The sequence below is a fragment of the Roseovarius sp. genome (assembly GCF_027019125.1).
Lineage (GTDB): Bacteria > Pseudomonadota > Alphaproteobacteria > Rhodobacterales > Rhodobacteraceae > Roseovarius.
In genome coordinates, this window is record NZ_JALUXE010000027.1 from 342,308 (window position 1) to 361,884 (window position 19,577).

The 19,577-nt window shown below is 63.1% G+C and carries 20 protein-coding genes and 1 pseudogene; 16 read left to right on the forward strand and 5 right to left on the reverse strand.

The window, feature by feature from the left end; all coding sequences use genetic code 11:
* Positions 1 to 6: 6 nt before the first annotated feature.
* Positions 7 to 2,139 (reverse strand): transglycosylase domain-containing protein, encoded by a 2,133-nt coding sequence (locus MVC20_RS09875; RefSeq protein WP_297540842.1) that lies wholly within the window; start codon positions 2,137 to 2,139, stop codon positions 7 to 9.
* A 255-nt stretch (positions 2,140 to 2,394) separates the two neighbouring features.
* On the opposite strand from MVC20_RS09875, the gene MVC20_RS09880 reads away from it, so the two are divergent.
* The 5 genes and pseudogenes from MVC20_RS09880 (at position 2,395) to MVC20_RS09900 (ending at position 8,095) form a co-directional block, all read left to right on the forward strand.
* Entirely contained in the window at positions 2,395 to 2,733 is a 339-nt protein-coding gene (locus MVC20_RS09880) for a P-II family nitrogen regulator (RefSeq protein ID WP_008279099.1), read from the forward strand.
* A gap of 25 nt (positions 2,734 to 2,758) precedes the next feature.
* Positions 2,759 to 4,093, forward strand: coding sequence for an ammonium transporter (locus MVC20_RS09885; protein WP_297540844.1), 1,335 nt, complete (start codon positions 2,759 to 2,761; stop codon positions 4,091 to 4,093).
* A gap of 124 nt (positions 4,094 to 4,217) precedes the next feature.
* Positions 4,218 to 6,053, forward strand: coding sequence for a DNA mismatch repair endonuclease MutL (gene mutL, locus MVC20_RS09890; protein ID WP_297540846.1), 1,836 nt, complete (start codon positions 4,218 to 4,220; stop codon positions 6,051 to 6,053).
* Positions 6,050 to 7,219 carry a DNA recombination protein RmuC gene (locus tag MVC20_RS09895; protein WP_297540848.1) on the forward strand — a complete coding sequence of 390 codons (1,170 nt, stop codon included), beginning with the start codon at positions 6,050 to 6,052 and terminating at the stop codon, positions 7,217 to 7,219. Before mutL ends, MVC20_RS09895 begins: the two co-directional genes overlap by 4 nt.
* A 71-nt stretch (positions 7,220 to 7,290) precedes the next feature.
* Positions 7,291 to 8,095, forward strand: a pseudogene (locus tag MVC20_RS09900) (MBL fold metallo-hydrolase).
* A gap of 137 nt (positions 8,096 to 8,232) precedes the next feature.
* On the opposite strand, the gene MVC20_RS09905 reads toward MVC20_RS09900, so the two are convergent.
* A complete protein-coding gene (locus MVC20_RS09905; RefSeq protein ID WP_297540850.1) occupies positions 8,233 to 8,445 on the reverse strand; it encodes a hypothetical protein in 213 nt (70 codons plus the stop codon).
* A 13-nt stretch (positions 8,446 to 8,458) separates the two neighbouring features.
* Between MVC20_RS09905 and MVC20_RS09910 the strand changes: the two genes are divergently transcribed.
* Positions 8,459 to 8,698 (forward strand): hypothetical protein, encoded by a 240-nt coding sequence (locus MVC20_RS09910; RefSeq protein ID WP_297540852.1) that lies wholly within the window; start codon positions 8,459 to 8,461, stop codon positions 8,696 to 8,698.
* Positions 8,699 to 8,780: 82 nt separating this feature from the next.
* Here MVC20_RS09910 and ispH read toward each other — a convergent pair whose 3' ends face one another.
* The 3 genes from ispH to MVC20_RS09925 all read right to left on the reverse strand — a co-directional run bounded on the left by ispH (position 8,781) and on the right by MVC20_RS09925 (position 10,932).
* Entirely contained in the window at positions 8,781 to 9,731 is a 951-nt protein-coding gene (ispH, locus tag MVC20_RS09915) for a 4-hydroxy-3-methylbut-2-enyl diphosphate reductase (protein ID WP_297540854.1), read from the reverse strand.
* A gap of 133 nt (positions 9,732 to 9,864) precedes the next feature.
* A complete protein-coding gene (locus MVC20_RS09920; RefSeq protein WP_297540856.1) occupies positions 9,865 to 10,317 on the reverse strand; it encodes a YqaA family protein in 453 nt (150 codons plus the stop codon).
* A 42-nt stretch (positions 10,318 to 10,359) separates the two neighbouring features.
* Positions 10,360 to 10,932 (reverse strand): NYN domain-containing protein, encoded by a 573-nt coding sequence (locus MVC20_RS09925; protein ID WP_297540858.1) that lies wholly within the window; start codon positions 10,930 to 10,932, stop codon positions 10,360 to 10,362.
* 176 nt (positions 10,933 to 11,108) lie between these two features.
* Here MVC20_RS09925 and folK point away from each other — a divergent pair, with 176 nt between their 5' ends.
* The 10 genes from folK to MVC20_RS09975 all read left to right on the forward strand — a co-directional run bounded on the left by folK (position 11,109) and on the right by MVC20_RS09975 (position 19,531).
* A complete protein-coding gene (gene folK / locus MVC20_RS09930) occupies positions 11,109 to 11,645 on the forward strand; it encodes a 2-amino-4-hydroxy-6-hydroxymethyldihydropteridine diphosphokinase (RefSeq protein ID WP_297540860.1) in 537 nt (178 codons plus the stop codon).
* Between the two features lie 79 nt (positions 11,646 to 11,724).
* Positions 11,725 to 12,078, forward strand: a complete 354-nt coding sequence (gene rpoZ, locus MVC20_RS09935) for a DNA-directed RNA polymerase subunit omega (RefSeq protein ID WP_037272337.1) — start codon at positions 11,725 to 11,727, stop codon at positions 12,076 to 12,078.
* 30 nt (positions 12,079 to 12,108) lie between these two features.
* On the forward strand, positions 12,109 to 14,235 hold the full coding sequence (locus MVC20_RS09940; RefSeq protein WP_297540863.1) for a bifunctional (p)ppGpp synthetase/guanosine-3',5'-bis(diphosphate) 3'-pyrophosphohydrolase: 2,127 nt from the start codon (positions 12,109 to 12,111) through the stop codon (positions 14,233 to 14,235).
* Between the two features lie 23 nt (positions 14,236 to 14,258).
* Positions 14,259 to 14,939, forward strand: coding sequence for a DUF2062 domain-containing protein (locus MVC20_RS09945; RefSeq protein ID WP_297540864.1), 681 nt, complete (start codon positions 14,259 to 14,261; stop codon positions 14,937 to 14,939).
* A gap of 39 nt (positions 14,940 to 14,978) precedes the next feature.
* Positions 14,979 to 15,728: a pyridoxine 5'-phosphate synthase gene (locus MVC20_RS09950; RefSeq protein WP_297540866.1), complete on the forward strand. Its 750-nt coding sequence runs from the start codon at positions 14,979 to 14,981 to the stop codon at positions 15,726 to 15,728.
* Positions 15,729 to 15,780: 52 nt separating this feature from the next.
* Entirely contained in the window at positions 15,781 to 17,232 is a 1,452-nt protein-coding gene (locus MVC20_RS09955) for an alpha/beta fold hydrolase (RefSeq protein ID WP_297540868.1), read from the forward strand.
* A complete protein-coding gene (acpS, locus tag MVC20_RS09960; protein ID WP_297540870.1) occupies positions 17,229 to 17,639 on the forward strand; it encodes a holo-ACP synthase in 411 nt (136 codons plus the stop codon). Before MVC20_RS09955 ends, acpS begins: the two co-directional genes overlap by 4 nt.
* A 53-nt stretch (positions 17,640 to 17,692) precedes the next feature.
* Complete coding sequence (gene lepB / locus MVC20_RS09965; RefSeq protein ID WP_297540872.1) at positions 17,693 to 18,523, forward strand: signal peptidase I; 831 nt, start codon at positions 17,693 to 17,695, stop codon at positions 18,521 to 18,523.
* Positions 18,520 to 19,203: a ribonuclease III gene (gene rnc / locus MVC20_RS09970; RefSeq protein WP_297540874.1), complete on the forward strand. Its 684-nt coding sequence runs from the start codon at positions 18,520 to 18,522 to the stop codon at positions 19,201 to 19,203. The genes lepB and rnc overlap by 4 nt, the downstream gene beginning before the upstream one ends.
* Before the next feature lie 31 nt (positions 19,204 to 19,234).
* Complete coding sequence (locus MVC20_RS09975; RefSeq protein WP_297540876.1) at positions 19,235 to 19,531, forward strand: hypothetical protein; 297 nt, start codon at positions 19,235 to 19,237, stop codon at positions 19,529 to 19,531.
* Positions 19,532 to 19,577 lie beyond the last annotated feature (46 nt).

The following is a 19,577-nucleotide window of genomic DNA, read 5'->3' on the forward strand; positions in this document are numbered from 1 at the left end:
CCGTTTTCAATTTCCGCCAAAGATGCTGCGCAGGATGTTCTCGATCGGGTTGCCGCTGGCCAATGGCGCGCGGCGTTGCTGGTTCTGCGGGGCGGGGGTGGGCGCGGGCCGGGGTTGCGGGCGCAGCATCGGCAGGGGTTTGGGATCAATCCCCTCATGCACGCGCACCATGGTTTCCTGCCAGATTTCCGCAGGCAGTCCGCCGCCGGTCACGCCTTTGAGGGGCGTATTGTCGTCATAGCCCATCCAGACCCCGGCCACGTAATCGGCGGTAAAGCCGAGAAACCATGCATCGCGGGCGGCCTGGGTGGTGCCTGTCTTGCCCGCGGCCTCGCGGCCCGGAAGGCGGGCACGGCTGCCGGTGCCGCCTTCGATCACCTTGGTCATCATGTAGATGAGTTCCTGCGCCGCGCTCTCCTGAATGACACGCTCGCCGATGCCGCCGCCGCTGCCCATGAGCGGCTCTGACTCGCCCAGAAGTTTCAACTCGACCAGGCCGTAGGGCGTGACCGACGAGCCGCCATTGAGGATGCCCGCATAGGCCCCGGTCATTTCCAGAAGCGTGCTTTCCGAGGCCCCGAGGGCGAGAGCCGGACCTGCGGCCAGATCGCTGTCGATGCCGAAATCGCTGGCCACCTTGCGCACGAGATCACGTCCGACGCTTTCGGAGATCTTGACCGCCGGGATGTTGAGCGATTGTGCCAACGCGTCGGTCAGGGTGACGCGGCCTTTGTAGTTTCGGGTGTAATTTTCCGGGCACCAGCGGCCCGAACCGGGGATGTCGATGCAATAGGGCTCGTCCACCACGACCGAATCATAGCTGTAGCCCAGCTCGACGGCGGTGGCGTAGACAAAGGGCTTGAAGGCCGATCCGGTCTGGCGCTTGGCCTGTGTGGCGCGGTTGAAGGCACCCACCACCTTGGTTTTGCGCCCGCCGACCATGGCCCGCACCGCCCCATCGGCGGACATGACCACAATGGCGGCTTGCGCCTCGGAGCCTTCGCGCACCTTTTCGTCAAAGATATAGGTTAACGCCTCTTCGGCGGCGCGCTGGATGCGCTGATCGAGCGTGGTGCGGATGATCACATCCTCGGTGGTGTCTCGGGTAAAGAATTCGGGGCCCGAGGCCATCACCCAATCGGCGAAATAGCCGCCCGCCTGCCGCTCTGCCGCCTCGGAGAGTTCGGCGGGATTGGCGAGGGCGAGGGCGGCCTCTTGGTCGCTCAGATAGCCTTGACGGCGCATGAGGCCCACCACGACCGAGGCACGGTTGCGCGAGCGTTCCAGATTGGCAGTGGGCGCAAGGGTCGAGGGCGCGGTCAGCAGACCCGCGATCATCGCACCCTCGGCGGGGTTGAGATTGGCGGCGGATTTGCCGAAATAGCGCTGTGCTGCGGCCTCTGCGCCATAGGCTCCGCCGCCCAGATAGGCGCGGTTGAGATAGACCGACAGGATCTCATCCTTGGTGAATTTTGCCTCCATCGCCATGGCATAGATCGCTTCGCGCGCCTTGCGCGACAGCGATGTGCGGCGGCAGTCGGCGATATAGTCGGCCTCGCTCTCCCACTCGCTCTCATTATAGGCGTTGCCAAAGCACAGAAGTTTTGCGGTCTGCTGGGTGATGGTCGAGCCGCCGTTGCCTTGCAGGGGGCCACGTCCTTCGCTCAGGTTGATGCGGATGGCACTGGCGATGCCGATGGGATCGACGCCGGGATGCAGGTAATAGCGGCGGTCCTCGGTGGCGATGACCGCGTTCTTGAGATGGGGGCTGACGGTGTCGGCGGTCACGACGCCGCCGAATTGATCGCCGCGCCAGGCAAAGACTTCGCCCTCGTGATCAAGCAGGGTGACGGAGCCCTTGGCGCGCCCATCCATGAGTGTCTGATAATCGGGCAGCGTGCTATAGGTGATCCCGACGAGCGCGCCCACGACGAGCGTGACCACCGCCGTCACCCGCCAAGTGATCCACCAGATCGCGCGGAAGATCCAGCGCAGGAACCCGCCGACAATCCGCACCACCACGTTGTTGGATCGCGCGCGGCGCGGCGCGCTCTTGGCCTTGCGCGCGGGCTTGGGCGGCGCCTTGGGGGTGCGCTTGGGTGCCACCAGAGGCGGCTTTTTCGGTCCTGTCTTGCTCATTGTTGCCCTGCTCGGCCTCACGTGTTCCGCGCAGTTTATAGTGCGGGATCGCAAAAGTAGAGACCCCGCGCGCGTGGATCGCGCTTTCCTGTTTGCCTAAAAATAATGCAAAATAATAAATCAGCCCAAATTTTGTGCATAAGAGGCGAATTTAAGCGGCGGTTTCCTGCCTTGACCCTTCCAGACTCTGCCATCTGCGCCTTTTCTGCATGTGCAAATAACGCGCTGAGACACCGCAAACCGAAAGGGGCAGACGTGAAACTCATCATTGCAACGATAAAGCCGTTCAAGCTGGAAGAGGTCCGCGAGGCGCTGACCGACATCGGCGTGCGCGGCATGATGGTCACTGAAATCAAGGGCTTCGGTTCACAATCCGGCCACACGGAGATCTATCGCGGTGCGGAATACGCCGTGAATTTCGTGCCCAAGATCAAGCTGGAAATCGCGGTCTCTGCCGCGATGGCTGATCAGGTCGTCGAAACAATCACCAAGACCGCCCGTACCGGCAAGATCGGTGACGGAAAGATTTTCGTGCTCGACATCCAGCAAGCCGTGCGTGTGCGCACCGGCGAAACCAACGATGACGCGCTCTGAGCGCGCAGGGGAAAGGATAACTACTATGAATTCCACGTTAAAACTCGGCCTTGCCGCAACGCTGATTGCGCTGCCGCAGATGGGGCTGGCTCAAGAGGCGGCGGCGGAGGCCGTGCCGAGCTTTGATGAAATCGGCCCCTACATCATGACGACGCTGCTGTTCTGCATGGCGGGCTTTCTGGTCTTCTTCATGGCGGCGGGCTTTGCCATGCTCGAAGGCGGGCTGGTGCGTTCAAAGAACGTCACGATGCAGATGACCAAGAACGTCGTGCTCTATTCCTTTGCAACGATCATGTATTGGCTGGTTGGCTTCAACCTCATGTATCCCGGTGATGGCTGGCTGGTGGCCGGTTGGCTCGGGCCGTTCTTCTCGATGACCGAGCTGGACCCGGTGGGTGTGGCGGCGGCGGATGCGGCGCTGGATTATGCCTCGGTCGGATCTGACTTCTTCTTCCAGCTTGTGTTCGTTGCGGCGACGGCGTCGATCGTGTCGGGTGCCCTGGCGGAGCGGATCAAGCTCTGGCCGTTCCTTGTGTTCGTGATCCTGCTGACCGGCTTCATGTATCCGATTTCCGGGTCCTGGCAGTGGGGCGGTGGCTGGTTGTCCGAAGCTGGCTTCTCCGACTTTGCAGGCTCGACCATCGTTCACTCGGTAGGTGGCTGGGCTGCTCTGGCTGGGGCGATCATCCTCGGGCCGCGCCTTGGGAAATACGGGAAGGATGGCAAGGTCACGCCGATGCCGGGCTCGAACCTCGCGCTTGCCACTCTGGGCACGTTCATCCTGTGGCTGGGTTGGTTCGGCTTCAATGGCGGCTCGCAGCTGGCCATGGGCACCGTGGGCGATGTCTCGGACGTGTCGCGCATCTTTGCCAACACCAATATGGCTGCGGCGGCGGGCTCGATTGCGGCACTCATCCTGACGCAAGTGCTCTACAAGAAGCCTGACCTTACGATGGTTCTCAACGGTGCCTTGGCTGGCCTTGTGTCGATCACCGCCGAGCCGCTTGCGCCCAGCCTCTTTGGCGCCCTCTGGATCGGTGCAGTTGGCGGCGTGATCGTGGTGCTGGCCGTGCCCATGCTCGACAAGTTCAAGATCGACGACGTGGTCGGCGCCATTCCGGTGCACCTCTTCTGCGGGATCTGGGGCACGATTGCTGTGGTGTTCTACGGCGATGCCAGCCTCGGCACGCAGCTTTTGGGGATCCTTGCCTACGGTGCCTTCACCTTTGTCGTGAGCTTCGTGCTCTGGCTGATCATCAAGGGCACCATGGGTCTGCGGGTCGATCAAGAGACCGAGATCAACGGGCTCGACATGGCGGAAATGGGCATGGAAGCCTATCCTGAATTCTCCAAGGGCTGATCCTTCTCCTTCCTGACAGATCTTGAGAGAGCTTGCCCGGGCGTTCGCGCCCGGGTTTTTTATATGCGGCTGCGGATATGCCTTCTCTGGCAGAATCGCGGTAATCCGTGCTAAGTGTTGCGGTATGAACAGCCCAAGCCCCAAGATAAGCGCCGCACACCCGCAGATTCGCCAGTTGGACGAGGCTGCGATCAATCGTATCGCGGCGGGCGAGGTGGTCGAGCGCCCGGCTTCGGCGGTCAAGGAACTGGTGGAAAACGCGCTCGATGCCGGGGCCACCCGGATCGAGGTGAGCTATGCGGACGGCGGCAAGACCCTGATCCGTGTGGGGGATGATGGTTGCGGCATGACGCCCGACCAACTGCCGCTCGCGCTTGCGCGGCATGCGACGTCAAAGATCGACGGCTCGGACCTGCTCAACATCCATTCCTTTGGGTTTCGCGGTGAGGCGCTGCCGTCCTTGGGGGCGGTGGGGCGGCTGACGATCGCATCGCGCGCAGGGGGCGAGGCCGCCGAAATCACGGTTGCGGGCGGGCAAATGGGGGCGGTGAAACCTGCGGCCCTCAATGCGGGAACGGTGGTCACGCTGCGCGATCTTTTCTACGCCACGCCTGCGCGGCTCAAATTCATGCGCTCGGACCGGGCCGAGGCGCAGGCGATTGCCGACACCGTCAAGCGGCTGGCGATGGCAGAGCCGTTCGTGGGCTTCGTGCTGCGCGATGTCTCGGGCGGGGGCGAGGGGCGGATCGTGTTCCGTGCCGACCCTGAGAATGGCGATCTCTTTGACGCGCTGCATGGGCGGTTGGCGCGGGTTCTGGGGGCCGAGTTTGCCGAGAATGCGCTGAGGATTGATGCAACGCGCGAGGGGCTGCGCCTGACCGGTTATGCCGCGCTGCCAACTTATGCGCGCGGATCGGCGGTGGCGCAGTATCTGTTCGTCAATGGTCGCCCGGTGCGGGACAAGATGCTCTACGGCGCGCTGCGCGCCGCCTATCAGGACGTGCTGAGCCGCGACCGCCATCCGGCGGCGGCGCTGTTTCTGGGATGCGACCCCACGCTGGTCGATGTGAATGTGCATCCGGCGAAATCCGAGGTGCGGTTTCGCGATCCGGGGCTGGCGCGGGGGCTGATTGTTTCGGGCTTGCGGCATGCCTTGGCTGACGCCGGTCATCGGGCCTCGACCACGGTGGCGGGGGCGACATTGGGCGCGTTCCGGGCCGAGCCGGTGGGGCGCATCTATCAGATGGATCGCCCGTCACCGCAGGCGCGGGCCCTTGCCTATAACGCACAGGCGCCCGGGTTTGCCGATATTGGCGCAGAGTGGAGCGCGCGGGTCGAAGCCGCGCCAGAGCCGGAGGCGCAAGAGGTGCCCGCCACAGCGCTGCCGCTTGGGGCTGCGCGGGCGCAGGTGCATGAGAATTACATCATCGCGCAAACCGAAACGGGCATGGTCATCGTGGATCAGCACGCCGCCCATGAGCGGCTGGTCTACGAGCGTTTGAAGCGCCAGATGGCCGAGAGCGGAATCGCGGCACAGGCGCTGTTGATCCCGGAAATTGTCGATTTCACCGAGGCTGACTGTGCGTGCCTGATGGACCATGCCGAGGAATTGGCGGGCATGGGGCTCGGGATCGAGCCGTTCGGGCCCGGCAGCCTTGCCGTGCGCGAAACCCCGGCCATTCTGGGGCCGGTCAACGCCAAGGCGCTGTTGCGCGACATTCTGGACGAATTGCAGGACGAGGGCGCAAGCGGCACGCTGAAATCGCGGATCGACGCGATCCTGAGCCGGGTGGCCTGTCACGGCTCGGTCCGGTCGGGCCGCCGGATGAGCGCGGACGAGATGAACGCCCTTCTGCGCGAGATGGAGCGCACGCCGATGTCGGGGCAATGCAACCACGGGCGGCCGACCTATGTGGAATTGCGGCTCGCGGATATTGAACGGCTGTTCGGGCGCACATGATCCAGATCGGCACGCAGACCTATGCCTTTGATGATCCCGTCGTTCTGGCGGGGCTCGCCGGCGTGGTGCTGGTGTTGCTCATCCTGCTGCTGCTCATTCTCGCCTTGCGGGCGGCCAATCGCTCGGCGCGGCTGGCAGAGCCTTTGGCCTATCAGGTCGGGCAATTGGGCCAGCGGGTGCAGGGCCTGTCGGATGGGCAGCATCAACTTGCCGGTGGTCTCAACCATGTGTCCGAGGCGCAGGCGGCGGCGCAATCGCATCTGTTGCAACTGATGGAAAAGCGGCTGGCGCAGGTGAGCCAGGCCATGACCGAGAACCTGCAAGGCACCTCGCGGCGCACGGCGCAATCGCTTGGGGAATTGCAGCAGCGCTTGCAGGCCATCGACAAGGCGCAGGACAATATCACCAAGCTGTCGGGCGATGTGCTCTCGTTGCAGGACATTCTGTCGAACAAGCAGACGCGCGGGGCGTTCGGGGAAATCCAGCTGACGGATATTGTCACCAAGGCGCTGCCGTCGGACAGCTACACGTTGCAAGCGACGCTCTCGAACGGGCGGCGGGCGGATTGTCTGATCCACTTGCCCAATCCACCGGGGCCGATCTGTATCGACAGCAAGTTTCCATTGGAGGCCTATGAGGCGCTGCGCCGCGCCAAGACAGAAGGGGAATTGACTGAGGCGGCACGCGGCATGCGTACAGCGGTGCGCAAGCATATCAAGGACATTTCCGAGAAATACATCATCGAGGGCGAAACCGCCGACGGGGCGTTGATGTTCCTGCCCTCCGAGGCGGTCTATGCGGAATTGCACGCCAATTTCGCCGAGGTGGTGCGCGATGGATTTGCCGCACGCGTCTGGATCGTGTCGCCCACGACCTGCATGGCCACGCTCAATACCATGCGCGCGATCCTCAAGGATGCGCGGATGCGGGAACAGGCGGGCGCGATCCGGCGCGAGCTGGGTCTTCTCTTTGCGGATGTGGAGCGGTTGGGCGCGCGGGTCGACAACCTTGATCGCCATTTCGCCCAAGCGGCCAAGGATGTGGCGGAGATCAAGATTTCGGCGGACAAGGCCGGGCGACGGGCGCGACGGCTGGACAATTTCGATTTCGAGGAACTGGCCCCCGAAACCGATCCAGCCATCGTGCCGCTCATCAAGGAAAGCTGAGCGCCCCTTTGGAAAAGGTGACGTGGCGGCAAAGCGTGCTATCTTGAGGCGGACCAACCGGAGGGCCGCCCATGATCCGATTAGTCCTGTTCGTCTTGATGCTGGCCGCGCCCGCCGCGGCGCAAGACCGCCGGCCAAGCCATTGCATTGCGCTTGCCGATGCCGCGCCGGGGCTGGAATATCTGCACCATGCCAGTTTTCGCGCGCCGCTGCCTGATTATACCGTGCGGCTGCGGTATATTGCCCATGCCTCGTTTCTCATTCAGGCGGGCGGACACAATGCGGTGACGGATTTCACGGGTTTTATCGGCAGCGCCGATCTGATCCCCGATCTGGTCACCATGAACCATGCGCATGAAACGCATTGGACCGCCTTTCCCGATCCGGCGATCCCGCATGTCCTGCGCGGTTGGGGAGAGAATGGCGCGGCGGCCGATCATCACCTCGATCTGGGCACACTGGTGGTGCGCAATGTGCCGACCGACATTCGCTCTGGTGGAGGCGAATGGCAATTCGATTTTCGTCTTCGAGGCGGAGGGGCTGTGTATTGCCCATCTGGGGCATCTGCACCACGAGCCGAGCGACGATCAATACGCCGCGCTTGGCCGGATGGATGTGGTGATGGCCCCGGTCGATGGCGGCTATACCATGAATATCGAGAACATGATGAACGTGCTCCGGCGGGTGAAAGCGTCGATCGTGCTGCCGATGCACTGGTTTGGCGATAGCACGCTGGAGCGGTTTCTGGCGGGGATGGAGGGTGAGTTCGCCATCTCGCGTCCCGGTGTGAGCGAGATCGAAGTGTCCCTGCGCAGCCTGCCGGACCGGCCCACCATCGTCGTGTTGCGGCCAGCGTGGCTCAGGGATAACGAGTGAGGGGTTGGCGGTCTGTGACGAGATCGCGGCCATTGGGCCGCGAGAAGCTGGTCTGCCGATGGCGTTGGCGCGCTCGCAATTTGATGGTGTCTGACACGGCAGTTTCCGTGCCAGACGCAAGGGCCGCTGACAGCCAATCAGACGCTGGTTTCGATCCGATCATACAAGAGATTGCCGGATTTGGAGCCCGTGATTTCAATGATCACCATCGAGCCGCTGGCGCGTTCATACTCGACCAGACGCGCCCCGCTGCGCCACGCGGCGCAGGTCGCGGAAAAAGCTGTCAGGCCATCTTCGCGCGGTTGCGTGTTGAACCCTCCAAGCGCACCCGTGCAGGTTTCGGCCACCACCTTGCGGACCTCCTTGGCGGAGAAACCGGCAGGGTTGAACGCGCCGAGCATCGTTCCTTCGGAAACGCGCGAAGAAAAGAAATTCGGATTACTGGTCGACAGGCTCGGACCAGATGTGCCGCCGCATGCGGACAGGATCGAAAACGCCGCCAAAACAGCACTCGTGCGAGCGATAGAAAAAAGTTTCAATGAAGGTCTCCTGCTTGATATTCAGGCGTTTTCAGCACGAACCACTGGGGCGGTCAATCCATGATCCCCACGTTTCATGTCATGCGCGGCCTGAAGCGGAACGAGCGCAACGGATTAAGAACTGTCCTAACCCTTTGTTTCCCGGCTCACACCTTCTCGCGCAGCACCCTTGGCACTTTGAACTCGACGTTTTCCTGTGCGGTTTCGATCACTTCGACTGTCACATCATAGCGGGCGCGGAAGGCGTCGATCACCTCGTTCACCAGCACTTCGGGGGCAGAGGCCCCGGCCGTGATACCCATGCTGCGGATACCGTCGAGTGCACGCCAGTCGATGTCGGAAGCACGCTGCACAAGCTGGGCATAGGCGCAGCCCGCGCGCGCGCCGACCTCGACCAGGCGTTTGGAATTGGACGAATTTGGCGCGCCCACGACAAGCATGGCCTCAGCCCGTTCGGCCATGGCCTTGACCGCCTCCTGACGGTTGGTCGTGGCGTAGCAGATGTCTTCCTTGTGCGGGCCGACGATGGCTGGAAAGCGCGTCTGGAGGGCGGCCACGACCTCGGCCGTGTCATCGACCGAGAGTGTGGTTTGGGTGACAAAGGCGAGGCGGTTCGCATCGCGCACGTCTAGCGTGGCCACATCGGCGGGGGTTTCGACCAAGAGCACCTCGCCATCCGGCAATTGCCCCATGGTGCCGACGGTTTCGGGGTGGCCCGCGTGACCGATCATCACGATCTGGAGTCCGTTCTCATGGTGACGCTCTGCCTCGATATGCACCTTCGAGACCAGCGGGCAGGTGGCATCGACATAGAGCATCTGGCGCGCGGCGGCCTCTGCCGGGACCGATTTGGGCACGCCATGGGCGGAAAAGATCACCGGGCGGTCGGTGGGGCACTCGTCGAGTTCCTCGACAAAGACGGCCCCCTTGGTGCGCAGATCGTCGACCACGTATTTGTTATGCACGATCTCGTGGCGCACGTAGACGGGCGCGCCCCATTTCGCGAGCGCCATTTCCACGATCTTGATGGCACGGTCCACACCGGCGCAAAAACCACGCGGCGCCGCGAGATAGAGGGTGAGGGGGGGCTTGGTCATCGCGCGTCTCCTGATCCGGCATAGAGGTAAGGCAGGTGGGCGCGCAGGTAAAGGGCGGGGTTGGAAATAGGCTTTGTGACGTCTGTCGAACCACGCGGGACCTGAATGAAGGCTCTCTTGACTGCCCCGCCCCTCAGCCCGCCGCCTGCGCCGTGATCCAGGCCAGCACGATGTAACGCCCGGTCTTGGCAATCGTGACCAGCAGCAGGAAAAGCCACACCGGCGTGCGCAGGACCCCGGCGATCACGGTAAAGGCATCGCCCAAGGGGGCCCAGCTGAGCAGCAGGGTCCAGACGCCCCATCGCGCATACCACCGCTCTGCCCGTGCCATTTGCGCGGCATTGGCGGGAAACCAGCGGCGGTGGCGAAACCGCTCGATCCCGCGCCCCATCGCGTAATTGACCACGGCCCCCAGCGTGTTGCCGATGCTGGCCACGACGATGAGACTTGTCAAAGACACCGTGCCCGCCAGTTGCAGGCCGACGAACACCACTTCGGACTGAAAGGGCAGGATGGTCGCCGCGCCAAAGGCCGCAGCAAAAAGCCCTGCCAATTGTGCGAAAACGCCCGGATCACCCATGTTCATGCAGGGGCAATCCGGGCGGTGTCGCAGGGCCGAGGAACCAGATCAGTTGGTTTCGGCATAGGCCTCTTGGCGGTCGTTCTGGGTGTCACGCGGCGGGCGGCCGATAACATCCTTGAGGTCTGCCAGTTCGATGAAATTATCCGCCTGACGGCGCAATTCATCCGAGATCATCGGCGGCTGGCTGCGGATGGTCGAGACCACCGAAACGCGCACGCCCTGACGTTGCAGGCTCTCGACCAGGGGCCGGAAATCACCATCGCCAGAGAACAGCACGATATGATCGACGCGCGGGGCGAGTTCCATCGCATCCACGGTCAACTCGATATCCATGTTGCCCTTGACCTTGCGGCGGCCTTGGCTGTCGGTGTATTCCTTGGCCGGTTTGGTGACCATGGAATAGCCGTTGTAATGCAGCCAATCGACCAGCGGGCGGATCGGCGAATACTCGTCATTTTCCAGCAGGGCAGTGTAGTAAAACGCACGCAGCAGCTTGCCGCGGCGCATGAACTCGGATCTTAGCAACTTGTAGTCGATGTCGAACCCGAGTGCCTTGCCCGCGGCGTAGAGATTCGAGCCGTCGATGAACAAGGCTAAACGCTCGTCCTTGTAAAACATCTTAAATGTCCTTCCGAATGGTCATGTCTTGCCTGGGAGTGTGTGAGTGGTGTGAGTGGTGAAGGCAGGACAAGGTAGCCGCAATAATTAGGGGTTAAGAATTCTGCATGCAAGTGCATGTTACGTCGCGATAGGATAGGGGAGTGCTGACTTTGGATCAACAATGCTTGATCGCGATGGGTGGAAACTTGCCATTTGGCACGTTGGACCCGAAAGCGATCCTGACAGAGGCTCTTGTGCGCCTACGAGAAGAGGGTGCGGAAATCGAGGCTGTCAGCCGGTTTTTTCGCACACCGGCGTTTCCTGCGGGGGCGGGGCCGGATTTCGTCAACGCGGCGGCAGTGCTGCGCAGTACGCAAGACCCCGAAGGAATGCTGGCGCTCTTGCACCGGGTTGAGGCGGTCTTTGGTCGCAGGCGCGAGACACGCTGGGGCGGGCGCACGCTGGATCTGGATCTTCTCGCTATGGGCGCGCAGGTGCTGCCCGACCGGGCGGGGTTCGAGGCGTGGCGCGGTCTGACGCCCGAGGCGCAGCAAAGCCGCGCGCCAGACCGGCTGATCCTGCCGCATCCGCGCCTGCACGAGCGAGCCTTTGTGTTGGTGCCGCTGGCGGATGTGGCCCCCGACTGGGTGCATCCGGTGCTGGGCCGGTCCGTGCAACAGATGCTGGACGACTTGCCGCAAGCCGCGCGCGACGAGGCCCTGGTGCTTTGATTCTCTGCTTGTAAATCCCGGTTCAACGCCCTAAATACAAGGCTTCTTGAAATCTGCCCCAACCCGTTCCGGAGGTCTGATGGCCCGCGTTACCACAGAAGATTGCGTTGACAAGGTTCCAAACCGTTTTGATCTGGTGATGCTTGCTGCACACCGGGCCCGCGAAATTGCGGCAGGATCGCCATTGACGGTGGACCGCGACAACGACAAGAACCCGGTCGTGGCGCTGCGCGAAATCGCCGAGGAAACCCAATCGGCGGATGATCTGCGCGAGCGGCTGATCGAATCGAATCAGACCCAGATCGAGGTGGACGAGCCGGAAGAGGATTCCATGGCTCTCTTGATGGGTGGCGATGTGGACAAGCCCGACACCGACGATATGTCGGAAGAAAAGTTGCTGCGCGCCCTGATGGAAGCACAGGGTCAGGGGTAACTCCGGCCCCTACGGCAAGGCGCGACCCCGATGATCGCCGTTGACGACCTGATCACACTGGTGCGCCACTACAATCCCCGCACTGACGAGGCGCTCATTCGCGCGGCCTATGATTTTGGTCGCGCGATGCATGAGGGGCAATTTCGTCATTCGGGCGAGCCCTATTTCACCCATCCTGTCGCCGTGGCCGCGATCCTGACCGAGCAGCGGCTGGATGATGCGACGATCATCACCGCGCTCTTGCACGATACGATCGAGGACACCAAGGCGTCGTATCAGATCGTCGCCGAGAAATTTGGCCGCGAGGTGGCCGATCTTGTGGATGGCGTCACCAAGCTGACCAATCTGCAACTGTCGAACTCCGAGACCAAGCAGGCCGAGAATTTCCGCAAGCTCTTCATGGCGATGTCCAAGGATCTGCGGGTCATTCTGGTCAAGCTGGCGGACCGTTTGCACAACATGCGCACCATCAAGGCGATGCGCCCGGAAAAGCAGGCGCAAAAGGCGCGTGAAACCATGGATATCTATGGGCCGCTGGCTGGCCGCATGGGTATGCAATGGATGCGCGAAGAGCTTGAGGATCTGGCCTTTCGCGTGCTCAATCCCGAGGCGCGCGCCAGCATCATCCGCCGGTTCATCACCCTGCAACGCGAGACCGGCGATGTGGTCGAGCGGATCACCGGCGACATGCGGCACGAATTGGACAAGGCGGGGATCGAGGCGGATGTCTTTGGACGCGCCAAGAAACCCTATTCGATCTGGCGCAAGATGCAGGAAAAGGAGATGGGGTTCTCGCGGCTGTCGGACATCTACGGCTTTCGCGTGATCACGCGCTCCGAGAATGATTGCTACCGCGCGCTCGGGGCCATCCACCAACGCTGGCGCGCGGTGCCGGGTCGGTTCAAGGATTACATCAGCCAGCCCAAATCGAACGGCTACCGTTCGATTCACACCACCGTGTCGGGCCGGGATGGCAAGCGGGTCGAGGTGCAGATCCGCACGCAGGCGATGCATGATGTGGCCGAAACCGGCGTCGCGGCGCATTGGTCCTATCGCGACGGTGTGCGCTCGGAAAACCCCTTTGCCGTCGATCCCGCCAAGTGGATCTCGAGCATGAGCGAGCAGTTCGACGCCGAGGAGGATCACGAGGATTTTCTCGAGGCGGTCAAGCTCGAGATGTATGCGGATCAGGTATTCTGCTTTACCCCCAAGGGCGATGTGATCAAGCTGCCGCGCGGGGCCACCCCGATTGACTTTGCCTATGCGATCCACACGCGGATCGGCCATGCCTGTGTCGGGGCCAAGGTGGATGGCATGCGCGTGCCGCTCTGGACCCGGATCAAGAATGGCCAATCGGTCGAGGTGATCACCGCCGACGGCCAGACGCCGCAGGCCACCTGGCTCGATATTGCCACCACCGGCAAGGCGCGTGCCGCCATTCGTCGCGCCCTGCGCGAGTTGGACCGCGACCGCTATATCAAACTGGGTCGCGAACTCGCCCGCTCGGCGTTCGAGCATGTGGGCAAGAAGGCCACCGACAAGGCATTGGAGGCGGCCGCGCGCACGTTGCGTCTGCGCGATGCCGATGAGGTGCGCGCAAGGCTGGGCAGCGCCGAACTGACCGCGCATCAGGTGCTCCATGCCGTTTATCCCGATCTCATGCCCGAGGCTGGCAACGAGGTGACGCGCGACCGCGCGGTGATCGGTCTGGAGGCGGACCAGAGTTTCGAGCGGGCGCGCTGCTGTCAGCCGCTACCGGGCGAGCGGATCGTGGGCATCACCTATCGCGGGCGGGGCGTGGTGATCCATGCCATCGACTGTGAAACGCTGTCGCAATACGATCAGCAACCCGACCGCTGGATGGACCTGCACTGGCATACCGGCACGCATCCGGCGGCCTATGATGTGACGCTCGATCTGACCATCGGCAATGATGCCGGGGTCCTGGGGCGGATTTGCACCTTGATCGGCGAGCAGAAGGCCAATATCTCGGACCTGACATTCGTGGACCGGAAACCGGATTTCTATCGTCTTTTGATTGATGTCGAGTTGCGCGACGCCGAACATTTGCACGGCGTGCTCTCGGCGCTTGATGCGGAAAGCGATGTCGCCGCTGTCGAGCGCTATCGTGATCCGTCCCGCGTGGGGGCGGGCTGAGACCAATTCAAGGAGCCGCGCAGGTGGTATTCAGACGTCGTGACAGACGCCCCTGGTGGAAGGTCATTGCCGGATTTCTCTGGCCCAAGGGCGGATGGGGGCGGGCCTTTACCTATGTCCGCCATCGACTGAACCGGCTGCCTGACCCGCCCAACCGCATTGCGCGTGGCATTTTCGCGGGCGTGTTCACAACCTTTACCCCGTTTTACGGCCTGCATTTCATCGTGGCCGCGACGCTGGCGTGGATCTTGCGCGGCAATATCCCGGCGGCTCTCCTGGGGACGTTCTTTGGCAATCCGCTCACCTATGTGCCCATCGGGGTTGTCTCGCTTCAGACCGGGCATGCGATGCTGGGGCGCGGCGCGATGGCTGAGGATGAAATCAGCCGGTCGCTCGGGGGCAAGTTTCTGGACGCGGGCGACGATCTCAAGAACAACTTTCTGGCCATGTTCATGGATCACAAGGCCGACTGGAGCGGTCTCAAGCTGTTTTATGACGATGTGTTCTTTCCCTACATGATTGGCGGCATTGTCCCGGGAATCGTCACCGGGCTTGCCGCCTATTACATCAGCCTGCCGGTCATCACCGCCTATCAGCACCGTCGCAAGGGCGCGCTCAAGGCGAAATGGGTGGCGATGAAGGAAAAGAAGGCGGCCAAGGAAAAACAGACGCACCCGGCTGACGAGGCGGGTAAACCGGACTAGCTTGCGTCACGAGTCGCGGATCAATTACGGGAGAGGCCGATGTCGGCAGGAAAGAAGCTACGCCTAGGCGTCAATATCGACCATGTGGCCACGGTGCGCAATGCGCGCGGCGGGGCCTATCCGGACCCCCTGCGCGCCGCGCGGCTGGCGCAAGAGGCGGGGGCCGATGGCATCACCGCCCATCTGCGCGAGGATCGGCGCCATATCTCGGACGCGGATATCGACGGGCTGATGGAGGTGCTGACGGTGCCGCTCAACTTCGAGATGGCGGCAACCGAGGAAATGCAGCGGATTGCCCTGCGCCACAAGCCGCACGCCGTCTGCATCGTGCCGGAAAAGCGCGAGGAGCGCACGACCGAGGGCGGGCTTGAGGTTGCGCGCGAGGAAAACCGGCTGGCGCATTTCATCGCTCCCTTGCGTGAGGCCGGATGCCGGGTGTCGATCTTTATCGCGGCCGACAAGCGGCAGATCGAGGCCGCGCACCGGATCGGGGCCGAGGTGATCGAATTGCACACCGGCGCCTATTGCGATGCCCATGCCGAGGGGCATGTCGAGGCGCGAGATCGCGAACTGGCCGCCTTGCGCGAGATGTCCGCCTATGCCCATTCGCTTGGGCTTGAGGTCCATGCCGGTCACGGGCTGAACTACGAGACGGTGCAGCCGGTCGCGGCTTTCCCCGAGGTGATGGAACTCAATATCGGGCATTTCCTCATTGGCGAGTCGATCTTTCGCGGGCTGGGGCCGGCCATTGCGGAAATGCGGCGGCTGATGGACGAGGCGCGGGGGTGAGGCCGCGCCGGGCCGCTCGGGCATGACACCATGGCGAGGCCTTTTGGCCGCGGTGGCCGTTCTAGTTGCCTGCCTTGCCCTCTGGCAGCTTGAGGGGCAGCGGCGTGGCGTGGACATCACCAGCTTCACGGTCTCGGACACGCCGATCACGCGGATGGCCATGCCGGGGGCCGATGGGCCGGTGGTTGTCGTCGCGCATGGCTTTGCCGGGTCGCGGCAGATGATGCAGGCCTATGGCCTCGATCTGGCGCGGGCGGGTTATCGGGTCTGGGCGTTTGATTTCGAAGGGCACGGGCGCAATCGGGTGCCGATGTCGGGCGATGTGACCCGCATCGACGGCACGTCGCGGCTCTTGATGGCGCAGACGGGCCGGGTTGTCACAGCAGCCATGGCGCAAGAGGGCTTTGCGGGCGAGGTCGCGCTCTTGGGGCATTCCATGGCCACGGATATCATCATCCGAACCGCGCTGGAGGATGCAAGGATCGGTCCCGTGGTGGTGATTTCGGCATTCTCACAAGCGGTGACAGCGACAGAGCCAGACAATCTTCTGCTTATCACCGGCGCGTGGGAGGCGGGATTGCGCAGCTTTGCCCGCGCGGCGGTGGCGATGGTCGCGCCCGGCGCGGGCGAGGGCGATACCGTGCAGGCCGGGGCGGTCACGCGCCGCGCGGTGGTGGCACCCTGGTCCGAGCATGTGGCGGTCCTGCACAGCCGTCTGGGCCGGGCCGAGGCGATTGGCTGGCTCGATGCCGCCTATGGCCGCACGAGTGATGTCGCGGTGCGTGCAACGGGGCCATGGTTTCTGGTGCTGATGGCGGCTATCGTGGCGCTCGCGGCCCCATTGGCGCGGCTTTTGCCGCAGACGGCGCCGCGCGCGCCGAGGGCCTTGCGCGGGGGGCAATTCACCCTTGTCGTTCTGGTACCTGCGCTGCTTGCGCCGTTTTTGGCGGTGCAGGTGCAAACGCGGCTCTTGCCGGTCTTGGTGGCGGATTATCTGGCGCTGCATCTGGTGCTCTACGGGCTGATCCAGGTGGGCTTGCTGGGCTACGTTGGGCGGCGTCCAAGCGGGTTTCACCCCGTCGCGGTGCTGGCGCTTCTGGTGTGGGGTCTCGGTGTCTTTGGCTTGGCCCTCGACCGGTATGGCGCGAATTTCTGGCCCACGCCCGAACGGTTGGCGATCATCGCCGCGCTGAGCCTTGGTGCGGTTCCTTTCATGGTGGCGGATGCGGTTTTGACACGCGGCGCGCCGCTCTGGCAGAGGTTGACGGCGCGGGCGGGCTTTCTGGCGTCGTTGGGGCTGGCCATCCTGCTCGATACCGAGCGGCTTTTCTTCTTGGCGATGATTGCGCCGGTGATCCTGCTCTTTTTCCTGATATACGGGCTGATGGGCCGATGGGTTGCGGCGCGGGCGGGGGCATTGAGCGCGGGTCTGGCGCTTGGCATCGTCCTCGCCTGGGCGCTTGGCGTCAGTTTTCCGCTGTTTTCAACGGGGATGAATGGATGATCTTGGGGATTGGTACAGATCTGGCGAATATCGAGCGGATCGCGCGCACGCTGGAGCGGTTCGGCGACCGCTTTCGCAATCGGGTTTTCACGCCGGTCGAGCAGGCCAAGGCCGAACGTCGCGCCGATGTTGCAGGCACCTATGCGAAACGCTGGGCCGCGAAGGAAGCCTGTTCCAAAGCGCTTGGCACGGGCCTGCGCATGGGCATCGCGTGGAAGGACATGGCGGTCACGAACCTTCCTTCGGGGCAGCCGGTGATGCAGGTGACGGGCTGGGCCGCGACGCGTCTGGCCGAGATGACGCCACCGGGGCACGAGGCGATCATCCATGTGACGTTGACCGACGATCACCCGTGGGCACAGGCCTTTGTGGTGATCGAGGCGCGGCCTGTCGCAGCCCCGGCTTGACACCATGGTCCCGGCCCCGCATGTAGCGCCGGAGAGATAGCGGAGGACGCCAAATGGCCGCCACAGGCAAGACATCGAGCTCTATCTGGGAAACCGTCAAGACGGTGTTCTGGGCCCTCGTGATCGCGGGGCTGTTCCGCACACTGTTCTTTCAGCCCTTCTGGATTCCCTCCGGGTCGATGAAGGACACGCTGCTGATCGGTGACTTTCTCTTCGTCAACAAGATGGCCTATGGCTATTCCTATGCCTCTTGTCCGTCGATCCGGCTGGGTGGCTTGAACCTCGATGCGCAAAAGATCTGCGCCTTCATCGACGGGGATAACACACGGATCTTTGGCTCAGAGCCCGAGCGCGGCGACATCATCGTCTTTCGTCAGCCGACCGACGGCACCGATTTCATCAAGCGGGTGATCGGCCTGCCGGGGGATCGCATCCAGATGAAGGATGGCGTGCTGCATATCAACGATGTGGCTGTCGGTCTGGAACCGGCGGGTGATTTCGTCGAGGAATTCACGCGCCAAGGGCCCATGGGCATTCGCCCGCGCTGTGAGAATGGCGTGGTGGGCGAGGGGGCCGATTGCATCAAATCCCGCCAGATCGAGACGCTGCCCAACGGTCGGTCACACGCGATCCTGAACATCGGCGACCAGCGCTCGGACCATACGGGCGTCTTTACCGTGCCTGCGGGGCATTACTTCTTCATGGGCGACAACCGCGACAATTCCACCGACTCGCGCTTTCCGCAGGCGGTGGGCGGTGTCGGGTTTGTGCCCTTCGAGAACCTGATCGGGCGTGCGAACCGGGTGATCTTTTCCTCGGGGGGGCGGTCGATGCTGGCCTTCTGGACATGGCGCGGCGATCGCTTCTTCAAGAGGCTTGAGTGAAGGTTTCGGCGGAAACAAAGGCGTTTCAGGCGCGGCTCGGGCATCAGTTTTCCGATGCGGGCCTCTTGGTGCGGGCGCTCACGCATTCGTCGATGGCGACGCCCAATCGCGATGACAATCAACGGCTTGAATTCCTGGGCGATAGGGTGCTCGGTCTCGTGATGGCCGAGGCGCTCTTGTCGCAGGATCAGGGCGCCACCGAGGGGCAGCTTGCGCCGCGGTTCAACGCGTTGGTGCGCAAGGAGGCCTGCGCCGATGTCGCACGCGAGATCGACCTCGGCGCGGTGCTGAAATTGGGGCGCTCCGAAATGCTCTCGGGTGGGCGGCGCAAAGAGGCGCTGTTGGGCGATGCGATGGAGGCGGTGATCGCCGCCGTCTATCTCGATGCCGGGTTCGAGGCGGCACGCGCGGTGGTGCTGCGGCTCTGGGGCAAGCGGATCGGCGCGGTCAAGGACGATGCGCGCGACGCCAAGACCGCGTTGCAGGAATGGGCGCAGGCGCGTGGGCTGCCGCCGCCCGATTACGTCGAGCTGGCCCGTTCGGGTCCGGATCACGCGCCGGTCTTTACGATTTCCGCGCAATTGAAGAGCGGCCAGAGCGCCGAAGCCACCGCCGGGTCCAAGCGGCAGGCGGAACAGGCAGCGGCGCGCGCGCTGCTGGATGAATTGCAGGCGGAATGAGCCTGTGCGCGGGGCTGTTTTCGTGGCCGTGATGCTGGTCCTGGGCGCGTTGGCCGAGGCAGAAGAGGCCCCCGCCGATGCCTGGACGCTCCGCAAATGCGCGCTCTATGCGCAGGCCACCGACGATGCCTTGGCCGCCCTTGGGGTGGAGGGGATAAGCCCAAGATTTTTAGAGGAAAACCAAACCTTTATAAGGTCTGGATGTGTCGCGCCCGCGGGCATTTGCGCACAGACTGCACAGGACTATGCGTTGGCCGATTTGCTGACCATGATGACGATGAACGAGGGCATGGCGAGCACCTTTGTCCCCTTCGGATGCGAGAACTGACGCTCTGCTCTGGTCGCGGGGCGTCAAATCGGCTAGAGCCTGTCAA

Excerpts from the sequence above, each read along its gene's own strand:
- MVC20_RS09920 (WP_297540856.1), bottom strand. The coding sequence starts at position 10,317 with ATGAACATGGGTGATCCGGGCGTTTTCGCACAATTGGCAGGGCTTTTT.
- acpS (WP_297540870.1), top strand. The coding sequence starts at position 17,229 with ATGATCTTGGGGATTGGTACAGATCTGGCGAATATCGAGCGGATCGCG.
- folK (WP_297540860.1), top strand. The coding sequence starts at position 11,109 with ATGGGTGGAAACTTGCCATTTGGCACGTTGGACCCGAAAGCGATCCTG.
- MVC20_RS09885 (WP_297540844.1), top strand. The coding sequence starts at position 2,759 with ATGAATTCCACGTTAAAACTCGGCCTTGCCGCAACGCTGATTGCGCTG.
- MVC20_RS09975 (WP_297540876.1), top strand. The coding sequence starts at position 19,235 with ATGCTGGTCCTGGGCGCGTTGGCCGAGGCAGAAGAGGCCCCCGCCGAT.
- rpoZ (WP_037272337.1), top strand. The coding sequence starts at position 11,725 with ATGGCCCGCGTTACCACAGAAGATTGCGTTGACAAGGTTCCAAACCGT.
- MVC20_RS09925 (WP_297540858.1), bottom strand. The coding sequence starts at position 10,932 with ATGTTTTACAAGGACGAGCGTTTAGCCTTGTTCATCGACGGCTCGAAT.
- mutL (WP_297540846.1), top strand. The coding sequence starts at position 4,218 with ATGAACAGCCCAAGCCCCAAGATAAGCGCCGCACACCCGCAGATTCGC.
- MVC20_RS09875 (WP_297540842.1), bottom strand. The coding sequence starts at position 2,139 with ATGAGCAAGACAGGACCGAAAAAGCCGCCTCTGGTGGCACCCAAGCGC.
- MVC20_RS09940 (WP_297540863.1), top strand. The coding sequence starts at position 12,109 with ATGATCGCCGTTGACGACCTGATCACACTGGTGCGCCACTACAATCCC.
- MVC20_RS09895 (WP_297540848.1), top strand. The coding sequence starts at position 6,050 with ATGATCCAGATCGGCACGCAGACCTATGCCTTTGATGATCCCGTCGTT.
- lepB (WP_297540872.1), top strand. The coding sequence starts at position 17,693 with ATGGCCGCCACAGGCAAGACATCGAGCTCTATCTGGGAAACCGTCAAG.
- MVC20_RS09950 (WP_297540866.1), top strand. The coding sequence starts at position 14,979 with ATGTCGGCAGGAAAGAAGCTACGCCTAGGCGTCAATATCGACCATGTG.
- ispH (WP_297540854.1), bottom strand. The coding sequence starts at position 9,731 with ATGACCAAGCCCCCCCTCACCCTCTATCTCGCGGCGCCGCGTGGTTTT.